The organism is Hasllibacter sp. MH4015, from assembly GCF_020177575.1.
Lineage (GTDB): Bacteria > Pseudomonadota > Alphaproteobacteria > Rhodobacterales > Rhodobacteraceae > Gymnodinialimonas.
Window position 1 is genome coordinate 1,206,489 of sequence record NZ_JAHTBK010000001.1, and the last position, 14,165, is coordinate 1,220,653.

Annotated in this window: 12 protein-coding genes; 6 read left to right on the forward strand and 6 right to left on the reverse strand. The window is 66.6% G+C overall.

Annotation, left to right across the window (positions count from 1 at the left end; all coding sequences use genetic code 11):
- Window positions 1–80: 80 nt before the first annotated feature.
- Genes KUW62_RS06380 through KUW62_RS06400 form a run of 5 tightly spaced genes read right to left on the reverse strand, consistent with a single transcriptional unit; the run spans window position 81 to window position 5,276 of the window.
- Window positions 81–2,126, reverse strand: coding sequence for an ASKHA domain-containing protein (locus tag KUW62_RS06380; RefSeq protein WP_224814672.1), 2,046 nt, complete (start codon window positions 2,124–2,126; stop codon window positions 81–83).
- A gap of 11 nt (window positions 2,127–2,137) precedes the next feature.
- Window positions 2,138–2,929: a hypothetical protein gene (locus tag KUW62_RS06385; RefSeq protein WP_224814673.1), complete on the reverse strand. Its 792-nt coding sequence runs from the start codon at window positions 2,927–2,929 to the stop codon at window positions 2,138–2,140.
- Window positions 2,901–3,968, reverse strand: coding sequence for a methyltetrahydrofolate cobalamin methyltransferase (locus KUW62_RS06390; RefSeq protein WP_224814674.1), 1,068 nt, complete (start codon window positions 3,966–3,968; stop codon window positions 2,901–2,903). The genes KUW62_RS06385 and KUW62_RS06390 overlap by 29 nt, the downstream gene beginning before the upstream one ends.
- A 27-nt stretch (window positions 3,969–3,995) precedes the next feature.
- Window positions 3,996–4,940, reverse strand: coding sequence for a methylenetetrahydrofolate reductase (locus KUW62_RS06395; protein ID WP_224814675.1), 945 nt, complete (start codon window positions 4,938–4,940; stop codon window positions 3,996–3,998).
- A gap of 24 nt (window positions 4,941–4,964) precedes the next feature.
- Window positions 4,965–5,276, reverse strand: a complete 312-nt coding sequence (locus KUW62_RS06400; protein WP_224814676.1) for a virulence factor — start codon at window positions 5,274–5,276, stop codon at window positions 4,965–4,967.
- A 293-nt stretch (window positions 5,277–5,569) separates the two neighbouring features.
- On the opposite strand from KUW62_RS06400, the gene KUW62_RS06405 reads away from it, so the two are divergent.
- From KUW62_RS06405 to KUW62_RS06430, 6 genes are all read left to right on the forward strand, one after another.
- Entirely contained in the window at window positions 5,570–6,745 is a 1,176-nt protein-coding gene (locus tag KUW62_RS06405; protein WP_224814677.1) for a Ppx/GppA phosphatase family protein, read from the forward strand.
- On the forward strand, window positions 6,720–7,388 hold the full coding sequence (locus tag KUW62_RS06410; RefSeq protein ID WP_224814678.1) for a pyridoxamine 5'-phosphate oxidase family protein: 669 nt from the start codon (window positions 6,720–6,722) through the stop codon (window positions 7,386–7,388). Before KUW62_RS06405 ends, KUW62_RS06410 begins: the two co-directional genes overlap by 26 nt.
- An 18-nt stretch (window positions 7,389–7,406) precedes the next feature.
- Window positions 7,407–8,108, forward strand: coding sequence for an RlmE family RNA methyltransferase (locus KUW62_RS06415; protein ID WP_224814679.1), 702 nt, complete (start codon window positions 7,407–7,409; stop codon window positions 8,106–8,108).
- Window positions 8,109–8,335: 227 nt separating this feature from the next.
- A complete protein-coding gene (gene guaB, locus KUW62_RS06420) occupies window positions 8,336–9,790 on the forward strand; it encodes an IMP dehydrogenase (RefSeq protein WP_224814680.1) in 1,455 nt (484 codons plus the stop codon).
- A gap of 36 nt (window positions 9,791–9,826) precedes the next feature.
- Complete coding sequence (locus KUW62_RS06425; RefSeq protein ID WP_224814681.1) at window positions 9,827–10,987, forward strand: RsmB/NOP family class I SAM-dependent RNA methyltransferase; 1,161 nt, start codon at window positions 9,827–9,829, stop codon at window positions 10,985–10,987.
- 127 nt (window positions 10,988–11,114) lie between these two features.
- Window positions 11,115–13,436: an ATP-binding protein gene (locus KUW62_RS06430; protein WP_224814682.1), complete on the forward strand. Its 2,322-nt coding sequence runs from the start codon at window positions 11,115–11,117 to the stop codon at window positions 13,434–13,436.
- Here KUW62_RS06430 and KUW62_RS06435 read toward each other — a convergent pair.
- On the reverse strand, window positions 13,433–14,038 hold the full coding sequence (locus KUW62_RS06435; protein ID WP_224814683.1) for a gamma-glutamyl kinase: 606 nt from the start codon (window positions 14,036–14,038) through the stop codon (window positions 13,433–13,435). The two genes, KUW62_RS06430 and KUW62_RS06435, sit on opposite strands and share 4 nt — an antisense overlap.
- Between the last annotated feature and the right edge of the window lie 127 nt (window positions 14,039–14,165).

Below are 14,165 nucleotides of genomic sequence, written 5' to 3' on the forward strand. Positions count from 1 at the left end.
AGCCGATGACGCTTGGCGGGGCAATGTCCTAGGGCGTATTTTTCGGACGCTTTGGCGCAAGCGGCGGCCGGCCTGGATCGTCACCCCCGGCGGCGCCTGCGCCGTCCACCGCCTTCGCCCCCCGGCGCCGTCCCGCTGGCGCCGAAGGCCACGTCTGGCAAAGCCACCACCTGCGCCAGTTCGGGGAAGGGGTCGGTGGCGTGGGGGATGGCGTTGGCGTTGACGAAGTGGTCTTGGAATTTCGGCTCGATCGCAGTCTCGACCTTGTGGATCTTGTGGACAGTCTCCTCGATCCGGGTGCGGGCGGCGCGGTTGCAGAGCGCGATGCGCGCGCCGTGGCCGGCGGCGTTGCCCGCCGATTGCACCTTGTCGAGCGGCACGTCGGGGATCATGCCAAGCACCATGGCGTGTTTGGGGGAGATGTGGGCACCGAACGCGCCTGCCAGCACCACGCGGTCGACCTTGTCGACGCCGCGGTGATCCATCAGGAGGCGCGCACCGGCGTAGAGCGCGGATTTGGCCAGTTGGATGGCGCGGATGTCGCCTTGGGTGACGGTGATGCGGGGCCCGCCCTGATCGGTGGCGTCGTGGATCAGGTAGGCATGGGTGCGGCCCGTGGGTTCGCAGCGGGGCGTGCCGGTGGCCTCCGCGCTGCCGATGAGGCCGGAGGCGTCCAGAAGGCCCGCCATGCGCATCTCCGCCACCGCTTCGATGATGCCGGAGCCGCAGATGCCGGTGATCTGGGTGTCGGCGGGGAAGGCGGGGTCGTCGGACCATTCATCCACGCCGATAACACGGAAGCGCGGCTCCTTGGTGGCGGGGTCGATCTCGATCCGTTCGATGGCACCGGGCGCGGCGCGCTGGCCTGCGCTGATCTGCGCGCCCTCGAAGGCGGGCCCGGTGGGGGAGGAGCAGGCGAGAACGCCGTTGGTGTCGCCCAGCAGGATCTCCGCGTTTGTTCCCACATCAACGATGAGCGCGAGGTCATTGGAATTGTTGGGTTCCTCGGCCAAAGCGACGGCGGCGGCGTCGGCCCCCACATGGCCCGCGATGCAGGGCAGGATGTAGAGCTGCGCGGTGGGGGCGATGCCGGTCAGGCCCACATCGCGCGCCGGGAGTGTGAGGCTGCCGGAGGTGGCGAGCGCGAAGGGGGCCTGACCCAGTTCCACCGGGTCGATGCCGAGCAGAAGGTGATGCATAACCGGATTACAGACAATGACGGTTTCAAAGATGAGCGTCGGGTCGATATCGGCCTCCGCCGTGATTTCGAGGCTGAGCGTTTTGAGCGCGTCCTGCACGGCTGCCGTCATCTCCGCATCGCCGCCTGGGTTCATCATCACGTAGGAGACGCGGGACATCAAATCCTCGCCGAAGCGGATCTGCGGGTTCATCAGGCCCGACGACGCCAGGACACGACCATCGGAGAGGTCGCACAGATGCGCGGCGATCGTGGTGGAGCCGAGATCCACGGCCAGACCGTAAAGCCCGCCCTCGTGGAAGCCGGGCCAGATGCCGAGGATCTCGGACGTGTCAGAATAGGCAGGTGTATGGACGGCGACGGAGACCTGCCACTTGCCCTTGCGGAGTGCCGGTTGCAGCGCCTTGAGCACCGGCAGGCGTGCGGTCACGGGGCCGATGCCCCATTGCGATTGCAGCGCGTCGGCCACCCGCTCCAGATCACCGGAAGGGGAGTGCATGTCGGGTTCCACCACGTCGATCATCACCAGCTTGGTGGCGGGATCCATGACGATGGGCCGGGTGGAGGCGGCCTTGCGGACGACCTGCTTGTGGACCTGGGATTCGGGCGGCACGTCGACGACGATGTCGCCTTCCACGCGGGCCTGACAGCCCAGGCGACGGCCCGCCTTGAGGCCGCGCACCCGATCATAGCGCGCCTCCACCTCGTTCCAGTCGCTGAGCGCGCCGTCCTGAACCGTGACGCCGTGCTTGGGAAAGTCGCCGTAGGAGGGCGTGATCTGGCACTTGGAACAGATGCCCCGCCCGCCGCAGACGCTGTCGAGGTCCACCCCCAATTGCCGCGCGGCGGTCAGGATCGGGGTGCCGACCGGGAAATGGCCACGCTTGCCGGACGGGGTGAAGATGACGAGGGGCTGGGTATTGGGCATGGGGCGTCTTTTCACTGGGTCGGCAGAAGGGTCAGCATTCCGGTGCCGAACCACCAGATCATCAATGGCACGGGAAGCACGGCGATGGCGATGGTCAGAAGCGTCCCCACGGGATGGTAGAGGCGCGACAGGCCCGCCACGATCATCAGCCCGCCGCCGCCACCGAGGGCCACGTTGCCGGGAAGGTTCAGGAGCAGGGCGAGGGTCGGGTAGCGGTAGCGCAGGAACGGAACGGAGAGCCAACGCGGCAGCATCGCCTCCAACTCCGCCTCGCGCGCGGCGGTGCCCAGATGGGTGATGCGATGCACGAAGGCCGCCGGGCGGCGCAGGCGCAGGTCCGACAGAAGGCGCGACAGGGCGTCTTCCTTCATGAAGCGCCCGAGGAGGTAGGCAAGGATCAGGCCGAGGACGGTCGCGCCGTAAACGGCCGGTGCGATGGACGCGCCACGCAGGAACAGAAGCGCCAGCCCGATCTCGATACCCGGCACGAAGGGGGTGGCGATCAGCAGGGCATAGACGATTAGCGCCGCCATCAGGACCACGCCCTGCATCGGCGATGCCGCGGTTCCGGGCAAGGTCTCGGCCATGTCCATCGACAGGCCGAGCAGGTAATTGGCGAGGAGCACGACAAGCGCGATCAGCACGATGCGCCGCAGCATCCGGAGCGCGGGCCAGATCCAGTGCGATGGGGGCAGGGGTGGGGGGAGTGTCACGGAGCTGCGCACCCCGACACGGGCCGGGATGCGGGGAAGGACATGGGTTTGGCGCGCGCCGTCACCCACGGCCCCGTCGACCGCCCTCACGCCCGCGGCGGGGCGCGGCGTCGGGATCCTTGTTGAAGGCGATCCAGGCCCCGCCACCATCGTCGTGGTTCAGCAGGAAATTGGCGGCGCGGATCGCCTCCATCTCCTTGCCGGGGCGCGGCTTGGTGGAGCCGAGACCGAAGAGCTTGCAGAACGCCTCATCCTCCATACCCTCGGGCAGGACGATGCCCGCGGCCTCAACTTGCGCCTTTTTCTCGGCGATCTTCTTGGGGCCGGTGGGGAGCGCCACGGGGTTCATGATGGCGCTGGTCATGCCCGCACCGAAGGCCATGGGCAGGAAGGCGTTGTTGATGCCGTGGCGGTTGGGCAACCCGAAGGAGATGTTGGAGGCCCCGCAGGTCGTGTTCACACCCAACTCCTCCCGCAAACGCCGGACGAGGGTGAAGACCTGGTGGCCCGCCGTGGCCATGGCCCCGATGGGCATGACGAGCGGGTCGACGACGATGTCATGGGCGGGGATGCCGAAATCGGCGGCACGTTCCACGATCTTCTTGGCGACGGCGAAGCGGACGTCCGGGTCCTCGGAAATGCCGGTATCGTCGTTGGAGATGGCCACGACGGGGACGTTGTATTTCTTGACGAGCGGCAAGACGAGTTCCAGGCGCTCCTCCTCCCCGGTGACGGAGTTCAGGAGCGGACGCCCCTCCGCCGCCGCAAGGCCGTTCTCCAGCGCGCCGGGGACCGACGAGTCGATGCAGAGCGGGCAATCGGTGACAGCCTGCACAACCTCCACCAGCTGCTTCATCAGCGTGGGTTCCACGAAATTGTTGTCTGCGTAGCGCGGATCCTCGGCCATCTTGTTGGAGAAGACGGCGCCGGAATTGATGTCGAGCACCGTGGCCCCCGCGGCCACCTGGGCGATGGCGTCCTTCTCCACGCGGGAGAAATCGCCCCGCTCCAACTCCTCGTTGAGGATCTTGCGGCCGGTGGGATTGATCCGTTCCCCGATCACGCAAAACGGCTGATCGAAGCCGATCACGGTGGTCTTGGTTTTCGACTCGATGACTGTGCGCGTCATTTCACTGCTCTTTCGGGAAGGGGCGACTTAGATGTCGGCGTCGGGATTTGCGGGCGCGGCGGAAGCACCGCCATTGGCGATGGCCCATTTGGCGTTGGTCTTGATACCGCCGAGGGGGAAGAAATGAATGGCCTCGATCAGGCTGTCGGGGTGTGCGGCCTTGTGGGTTGCAAGCTCCGCCATGATCTCATCCGGCTCGAACGGCAGAAGCAGCTTGGTCACGTCCTTGGCGCGCTTTTGCAGCACTTTCAGCGACGGGCCGACGCCGCAGGCAATGGCGAACTTGATGAGCGTCTGCAATTTGGCGGGCCCCGCGATGCCCAGATGGATCGGCAGGGTGATGCCTTCCGCCTTCAGGCGGTCGGCCCAGGCGATGACCGGCCCGGCCTCGAACGCGAATTGGGTGGCCATGGCCATTTCCGCATCGGTGCGCTCGCTGAAGGCCTGTTTCCAGCGCAGAGCGTCCATGACCGCGGCGTCACCGCCATTGGGGTCGATGTCGCGGTTGCCTTCGGGGTGGCCCGCCACGTGCAGGCGCGTGATGCCCGCGCGATCGAAAAGGCCGGTTTCCAGAAGCTGCATGGAGGAGTCGAAATCGCCGCGTGGCTGGGCGATGCCACCGGCCAGGACGAGCGCCTGGTTGATGTCGGCCTCTCCCTTGTACCGCGCGATCCAGTCGTTGAGCGTATTCGCATCGGGGATAGAGCGGGCCGGGAAATGCGGCATCGGCTCGAACCCTTCGGCGCGCAGGCGGGCGGCGGTGGCAACCATGTCGTCAATTTCCGTCCCGTCGATATGGGCGATGTAGACGCGGGTGCCGGCCGGCAGGTAGCTGCGGAAATCATCCACCTTCTCGGCGGTGCGGGGCATCACCTCGATCGAGTGGCCGCGCAGGAGCGCCACCATCTCGGGCGTGGGGGCGGTGTCGGGTGCCGGCGCGGCGGCGGGCTTGCGGAACGACAGAAGCGACATCAGTTTCTCCCAGGGGGTCAAGGATCAGGCGGCCGTGGCGGGGTCATGCCCCTCGGCGTCGATCAGGGTTTTCAGGCGGGCATCGTCATAGGCGGCGTCGAGCGCCGCGGCTTCGGCCTTCGCGGCGTCGGCCAGGTCGCCCTGGGCCTCCCCCACCACGACCCGCCGGAACCCGGCCAGATAGGCATCCTCGTCCTTGGCGCCCACCTTCATGGCGGCGCGGTCGATGGCCTGCTCGAACCGTTCGGGCAGCGGTGCCTTGGCCCCCGTGCGGCCCTTGCCGATGATCACCTGGGCGGGGATGTCGCGCCAGAAGACATGAGTGATCGCAGCCATTGTCATCCTTCCTCGATCCGCCGAGTCGCCCCGGCCGGTTTGCGCCACCATAGGGGTGCGCCCGCGCCCCACCGGTCCTGTTTTCGACATGACGCGCGGCCAAAACGACGCGCGGCTTTTTCCCGGTCCCTCCATAGCCTGTCCAACTGGGCCACAGCCACCCTCGGGCGGGCCCGAAATCCTCATCAAGATCATGAGGGCGCGCGGGGGCAGGGGCGGTCGTGGAGTTGTTTCGCGTCCCCATCCGGGCTACGGTCAGGCCAACCAGCAATTCGAGAGGCATCGCACGGCCCATGTCGCGCAAACGCCCAAGCGGAGAAGGCCCGTTTCCAAGACCCGTTGCCCCGGTCGCCCCGAAAGGGGAGCCGGGACCGCTGCCGCCTGTCGAACACCGCGCACCGGCGCAGGTCAAGGCAGGCCCCGACCCCGATGACCTTTACGCCGCGCTGGATCTGGGCACCAATTCGTGCCGGATGCTGATCGCGCAGCCCAAGGGCAGCCAGCTTCACGTGGTCGACAGCTTTTCGAAGTCGGTCCAGTTGGGGCAGGGGCTTGAAGCCTCCGGCAGGTTGGGGCGGGCGTCGATGGCCCGCGCGGTAGGCGCGCTGAAGATCTGTCAGAAGAAGCTGAGCAAGCACCGGGTGGAACGCGCGCGCCTTGTCGCGACCGAGGCATGCCGCCGCGCCACGAATGCGGGCGAATTCATCGCGCTCGTCAAACGCGAGACATCGCTGGAGCTGGAGATCATCGAGCCGGAGGAGGAGGCGCGGCTTGCCGTCGTGTCCTGCGCGCCGCTCGTCTCCACCCGGACGGAGCAATTGCTGGTCGTCGATATCGGCGGCGGCTCGACGGAGCTGGTGTGGATCGACCTGGGCCGGGTGCCGAAGCTGGAGCGTCCCAAGGCGATCATGCGGCTGCACCAGGGCTTTGACTACGACGACACGGTGTTTCCCCGCGCCAAGGTGGTGGACTGGATCTCCATCCCGCTCGGCGTGGCCACGCTCAAGGACATGTATGACGACGTGGCCGACGATGGCGCGCGGTTTGCCTTGATGAGCTGGTATTTCGAGGAACAGCTTGCCGAATTCTCCCCTTATATCGACGCGGCCGATCAGGCGCGGGAGGGGTTCCAGATCATCGGCACGTCCGGGACGGTCACGACGGTCGCGGCCTCCCATCTTGGCCTGCGCCGCTACGACCGCAACAAGGTGGACGGGTTACGGATGACGTCGGATCAGATCGACACGGTCATCAACGGCTACCTGGCGCTCGGCCCCGACGGTCGCCGCCGCGACCCGCGCATCGGGCGCGACCGGCAGACCCTCATCATGTCGGGGGCCGCGATCCTTCAGGCGCTGCTCCGGGCCTGGCCCACCGACCGGCTGTCCGTCGCCGACCGGGGTCTGCGCGAAGGGCTGCTTTATGCGCAGATGAGCCGGGACGGTGTGCTGGAAGACGGGCCGTATTGAGGCGCTGATGCCCTACGAGATCACCGATCCCATCACCAGCGAGGCCCAGATAAGGGAGGTTGTGGACGGCATCCATATCGCCCAACGCCACAAGGTGCTGGACCATATCGACACCCATTGCCGGGTCTGGATCGAGCATTCGCCCTTCGTGGTCATGGCCACCTTCGATGCGGACGGGCGTGTCGACGCCTCCCCCAAGGGGGACCCGGCGGGGTTCGTGCGCGTCCTCGACGACAAGACCCTCGCCATTCCCGACCGTCCGGGAAATCACCTCTTCATGGGATTTCGCAATATCCTTGCGACCGGGCGGATCGGGCTTATCTTCCTTGTGCCCAACCGCAACGAGGTCGTGCGCGTGAACGGATCGGCAGAGATCGTCCGCGACCTGGCCTTGCGCGAGCGCATGGCGATCAAGGGTCGCGTACCCGATTTCGCGATCGTCGTGCGGGTGGAGGAGGCGTTCTACCATTGCGGCAAGGCGATCCTGCGCTCCGCCCTGTGGTCGCCCGATCGCGCCGCGCCCACCGAAGGGTTGCCGACCTATGGAGAGGCGATCCACGCCCAGGGCCAGCTTGACGTGCCCCTTGCGGAGGTGGAGAAGCGCCTGAAACACAATGACGAGAACCGGCTCTACGACGAGTAGCGCCCTGAAAGGCCGGACATGGTTAAGAACACGAGCGGACGCGGTCAGCGTGACCTGAAAGTGAAGGTCAAGACCGCCCGTGGACGCAAGCTCAGCTCGACCCGCTGGCTGGAACGGCAATTGAACGACCCCTACGTGGCGCGCGCCAAGCGCGACGGTTATCGCGGGCGGGCCGCCTACAAGATCCTCGAACTGGACGACAAGTACCGTTTCCTCGTCCCCGGTGCGCGGGTCGTGGACCTGGGCTGCGCCCCCGGTGGCTGGTGCCAGGTCGCCGCGCGCCGCGTCAACGCGCTGGGGGAGAAAAGCGGCAAGGCGGTGGGTCGCATCATCGGCCTCGACATTCAGGAGATGGAGCCGATTGCGGGCTGCGAATTGCATCAGCTCGACTTCATGGAAGACGATGCCGACGAGAAGGTGAAGGAATGGCTGAATGGCAAGGCCGATGTGGTGATGTCCGACATGGCCGCCAGCGCGTCGGGCCACAAGCAGACCGATCACCTGCGCATCATCGCGCTGTGTGAGGCGGCGGCGGAGCTGGCCTTCGACGTGCTGGAACCGGGCGGCACATTCGTGGCCAAGGTGCTCGCCGGTGGCGCGGAAGGCACGTTGCAGCACACGCTCAAGCAACGCTTCAAGAAAGTCGCCAACGTCAAACCCGGGGCCTCCCGGCAAGACAGCTCGGAAAAGTTCGTGGTGGCCACGGGTTTCAAGGGCTGACCCGCGGGCCCGTCTTCCATGTGCCGAAAATATCCCGGGGGAGTCGCCCCACGGGCGACGGGGGCAGCGCCCCCGCCCGCAAATTTCGCCCCGAAATTTGCGCCGGGCGACGACGCAGTCGGCGCAAACCCTCCTGCCCACGCCACATACCACATTTCGCCCTTGCCCCCTTCGCCACCCCATGGGATAGGGACGTGCCAACCGACACCCTCCAAGGAGACACCCTGATGGAGATTCGCGAGGCCCTCACATTTGACGATGTTCTCCTTGTTCCTGGCAAAAGCGCCGTGCTGCCGTCGGATGCCGATACGCGCACGCAAGTCACCAAGAGCATCGCGCTGAATATCCCGCTCCTGTCCTCCGCCATGGACACGGTGACAGAGGCGCGGATGGCCATTGCCATGGCGCAGGCGGGCGGCATGGGGGTCATCCACCGCAACCTCGACATCGACGCCCAGGCCCGCGAAGTACGGCGCGTCAAGCGGTTCGAGAGCGGGATCGTCTACAATCCCGTCACCCTGACCCCCGACCAGACCCTCGCCGATGCGCGCGAACTGGCGGAGCGCTACGGCTTTTCCGGCTTCCCGGTGGTGGATGAAAACCGCCGCGTGCTGGGCATCGTCACCAACCGCGACATGCGCTTTGCGCAGGACGACAGGACGCCGGTGCGCCTGATGATGACAGCAGACGACCTCGCCATCCTGCGCGAACCCGCCGACCGGGACGAAGCGATTTCCCTGATGAAGGCGCGGCGGATCGAGAAGCTGCTGGTGACCGATGGCAAGGGCGCGCTCACGGGCCTTCTGACGTTACGCGACACCGAACAGGCGGTGCTGAACCCGCAGGCCTGCAAGGACCCGCTGGGCCGCCTGCGCGTGGCCGCCGCAACAACGGTGGGCGATGCGGGGTTCGAGCGGTCGGAGGCGCTGGTCGATGCGGGCTGCGACCTGATCGTGATCGACACGGCCCATGGCCATTCCGAAGGCGTCGCGCGCGCGGTGGAGCGGGTCAAGGGCCTGTCGAACGAAGTGCAGGTGGTGGCGGGCAATGTCGCCACGGCGGAGGCGACGCGCGCCCTGATCGACGCGGGCGCGGATGCGGTGAAGGTGGGCATCGGCCCCGGCTCCATCTGCACCACGCGGATCGTGGCGGGTGTGGGCGTGCCGCAGTTGACCGCCATTGCCGATTGCGCGGCGGAGGCGTTGAAGACCGACACGCCGGTCATCGCCGATGGCGGCATCAAGTTCTCGGGCGATTTCGCCAAGGCCATCGCGGCGGGCGCCCATTGCGCCATGGTCGGCTCGATGATCGCGGGCACCGACGAAAGCCCGGGTGAGGTGATCCTTTACCAGGGCCGCAGCTACAAGAGCTATCGCGGCATGGGGAGCCTGGGCGCCATGGCGCGCGGCTCGGCGGATCGGTATTTCCAGAAGGATGCGGCCAGCGACAAGCTCGTGCCGGAGGGGATCGAGGGGCAGGTGCCTTACAAGGGGTCCGCCGGGACGGTCGTGCATCAGTTGATCGGGGGCCTGCGCGCCGCGATGGGCTATACCGGCTGCGCGACGGTCGACCAGATGCGGCGCGATTGCACCTTCGTGCGGATCACCGGGTCGGGCCTGAAGGAAAGCCATGTCCACGATGTCCAGATCACCCGCGAAAGCCCGAATTACCGCGCGGGTTGAGATGGTTATCGGCCGATCTTCATGTGATACGTTACCATGACGCCCGGCGCGCGCCTGTCCGCCGCGATGGAGGTGCTGGACGCCTGGCTGTCCGGCCAGCCGGTGGAGAAGGCGCTGACGACCTGGGCACGGGGCGCGCGTTATGCGGGCTCCAAGGACCGGGCGGCCGTGCGCGACCATGTCTACGATGTGTTGCGGCAAAAGGCGTCCTGCGCCGCGGCGGGCGGGGCTGAGACGGGGCGCGGCCTGATCCTTGGCCTGCGCCGCCTGCAGGGCCAGGACCTATCGAGGCTTTTCACCGGGGAGGGTCACGCGCCCGCGCCGCTTCGGCCAGAGGAAGCAGCTGTGTCGCCGCAGCCCCACGATCCGGAACGGGACATCCCTGACTGGGCGCGCGGCTTGCTGGCGGCCCGGGCCCCGGACATGGCGGCGGAGCTGTTCGCCAGCTTCGCCCACCGCGCCCCGGTCTGGTTGCGCGTGAACCTGTCGCGCATATCCCGCGACGGGGCGGCGGATGCCCTGGCGCAAGACGGCATCCTGACCGAGGCCCATGGCGAAGTCCTGACCGCCCTTGAAGTCACCGAAAACGCGCGCCGCGTGAAGCTCAGCGATGCCTATACGGGCGGGCTGGTGGAATTGCAGGACCTGTCGGTGCAGGCCGCCATCGCCCGGGTCGATTGGCCCGACGGGGGGCGCATCCTGGATTATTGCGCGGGCGGCGGCGGCAAGAGCCTTGCCATCGCGGACCGGGTCAGGGCGGAGTTGTTCGCCCATGACGCCAATCCTCGGCGCATGGTGGATCTTGGCCCACGTGCCGCGCGGGCCGGTGTGGAAATCGCGACCGTAGAGGGCGCCGATCTGACAAGTCGCGCGCCCTATGATGCCGTGCTGGCGGATGTCCCGTGTTCCGGCAGCGGCACATGGCGTCGCGATCCGGAAGCGAAATGGCGCACGACGCCCGATGATGTCGCGGCGCTGACCAAGGTGCAGGATGAGATCCTCGATGCGGCAGCGGCACTGACCGGCCCGGGAGGGCAATTGGTCTACATGACATGCTCGCTCTTCGAGGCGGAGAACGAGGCGCGCATCGCGGCGTTTTACGCGCGCGATCCCCGGTGGAGCATCGTATTCCAGCACCTCGATCTGCCGCTCACGGCGTCCGACGGGTTCTTCACCTGCGTCCTGCGCCGGGCCTAAATGTGGAAAACTCTAGGCGCTGCGTTCAGGCTTAAATCAAAATTAACCTATTTCGCGGACCAGTGATGGTAAGGTGGATATCCGCGCGCGGCGGAATCCCGTGCGTTTCACAGGGGCTGATCCAGGCGTGAGTGACGAAGCAACCGATAACGGCTTTGGGGACGGGCAGGCCATTCGTCCGTTCGTGCAACCGATTCTGTTGCTGGTTCTCGGCATCGTGGGTGGGCTTGCGGCCTATTTCGCGCCGGGGCCGGAATTGCGCTTTGGGCTGATGGCGGCGACCGGCGGCTGTCTTGCGGCGGCGGCGCTGGTAACGATCCGCGACATGTACCGCCTGTGGCGCGCGCGCACCACGTTCCAATCGGCCTTCGCCCTGATCCAGCACGACCCCGCCCCGTGTTTCTGCACGGATGAAGACGGGGCTATCGTGTTGCAGAATGTCGCGGCGGAACGGCGGTTCGGACAACGCACCGGCCTGCCCATGGCGCGCGCGATTGCGGGGGTGCTGCCCAATGCCGCCGCCGTCGTCTTCCGCCATGAAACCGCCCTTGGCCGCCGCGCCTCGGCCCACGAAATCGTGGTGACACCGCGCGGGACGGTCCGTCTGGCCGCCCACCGGATGCATGGCGGCACGATCTGGCGGCTGGAGGATATGGCCGATGGCCAGACGCGCCACGGGGAATGGATCGGCTTGCCGATGATGGTGGTCAGCCACAATGACACGGTCCTGTCGATGAACGCCGCGATGCGGGACGTGCTGGGGCGGCGGGCCACGACGCTGGAAGACGTGCTTCCCGACCAGCCGCTGGTCGCCGGGCGGCGATCCAGCCTGACCGGCGCAGATGGCACGATCGAAGTGATCCCGATCGTCGTCTCGGCCAAGGACGGCCGGCGGGAGATTTACGCCGTGCCGGGCCTGGCGGAGCCGCCTGCGGCTTCCGTTGCCGCGCGCGCCTTTGAATCGCTTCCCGTGGCCCTTCTGCATATCGGCGCAGACGGAGAGGTTCTGGCATCGAACCACCACGCGCAGGTGCTTCTGGGGATCGACCCCGGCATGACCGGCCCGCTGTCGCGCTTCGTGGAAAACCTGGGCCGCCCGGTGAACGATTGGGTCGCCGATACGCTGGCCGAGCGGGTTGCGAACCGACCCGAGGTCGCGCGCGCCAAGCAGCGGCGGGAGGAGACGTTCCTGCAAATCTCGCTCAGCCGGATCGTGGACGGAACCGGGCCCTCGCTTCTGGCCGTGCTGCACGACGCGACGGAGCTCAAGACGCTGGAGCAGCAATTCGTTCAAAGCCAGAAGATGCAGGCGATCGGCGAATTGGCGGGCGGGGTTGCCCACGATTTCAATAACCTGCTAACGGCGATTACCGGTCACTGCGATCTGCTGATGCTGCGCCACGACCAGGGCGATCCGGATTACGCCGATCTGGTGCAGATCAACCAGAACGCCAACCGCGCCGCCAGCCTCGTGGGTCAGTTGCTCGCCTTCTCGCGCAAGCAAACGCTGGAGCCCGAAGTGCTCGACCTGCGCGATTCGCTGGGGGAATTGACCCATCTGCTCAACCGTCTGGTGGGGGAGCGGATAAAGCTCAGCCAATCCAACGATCCCGATCTGTTGCCGATCCGCGCCGATCGCAGGCAGTTGGATCAGGTCATCATGAACCTGGTCGTCAATGCCCGCGACGCGATGCCCGATGGCGGCGAAGTGCGGGTGGAGACGCGGATGGTGAACCTGGCCGAGCCGATGAACCGCGACCAGGCGGTCGTCCCGCCGGGCTCCTACGTGACGATCCGCGTGCGCGACCACGGCCACGGCATCCCGCCCGACAAGCTGAACCGCATTTTCGAGCCGTTCTTCACCACCAAGCGCACCGGCGAAGGCACGGGGCTTGGCCTGTCGATGGCTTACGGCATCGTCAAGCAGACCGGCGGCTACATCTTCGTCGACAGCGTGGTGGGCGCGGGCACGACCTTCACGATCTACATCCCCGCCCATGTGCAGGACGACGCGCGCGCCCCGGCTGCGCAGGCGGAGGCCGAGATCGTCCCTGCGGGGGCCGAGGCGGAGATGCCGGATCGCGCGCCGGGTGTCGTGCTGCTGGTGGAGGATGAGGCGCCGGTGCGGGCCTTCGCCTCCCGCGCGTTGCGCCTGCGCGGCTATTCGGTGATCGAGGCGGGAAGCGCGGAAGAAGCGCTGGAGACGCTGTCCGACGCGGATCTGGCCGTGGACCTTTTCGTTACCGATGTCATCATGCCCGGCATGGACGGCCCGACCTGGGTGCGGGAGGCGATCAAGGACCGCCCCGATACCAAGGTGGTCTTCGTGTCGGGCTACGCGGAAAATGCCTTTGACGAGGGCTCCATCGGGGTGCCCGGATCCGTCTTCTTGCCGAAACCGTTTTCACTCACGGACTTAACCGAAACCGTGCGGCGGCAATTGCATTAAGGACGCGCCGCAACAACCTGAGACCAGAGCGCAAATTCCTCGGGCGCTTCCGATCTCAACCGCTGTTCCATCGCGTCGCTCAGGTGCACGTCGCGGGCTGGCGACACGTTGCTGTAGCCCAGATCGAGCTGCGCCTTGATCCGGCCTTCCACGAATCGCACGGCCTCCTCCAGGCGGTCGTGGCGGAACAGGTGATCCACGCCCAACGCGCCGTCCTCTTCCGACACGAAGCGCGATTGCCGCCCGACCCTGGCGAAGGCCGGCGGATCGTCTTGCAGCCACGCCTCCACGAACGCATCGAAGCTAATATCGGCGGTGGAATTCGCGGTGCCCCTGATCTGATCGCGGGCGCGGTAGCGATACCAGCTTTCCAGCCATCCCACCGGCTCGCGCACCACCGCCATCAGCTCAAGATGCCGCTGCCCGCGCTGCTCGAAAAACTTCTGAAGCTGGTTGCGATAGCGCCGCACGGTGCAGTGTTTTTGCTGCGGCGGGTTGAGAATCGCCGCATCCGCGTGGGGCAAAAGCGCCTCCTCCAGCGCCGTCGTGCCGGTTTTCGGCACCGCCAGAAGCACCAGTCGCGCTTTCCAAAACACCAGCATCCCAAAGCCTTCCCGCGAAATCCGCCCGCCCGTAACCGATTGTTAACGTCTGCCCGCGAAATATCACAGCACAGAAGAATTAACTTGAATTGTTCTCGTTTTGTTTGCTAGTGAGAAGTGGAACAAG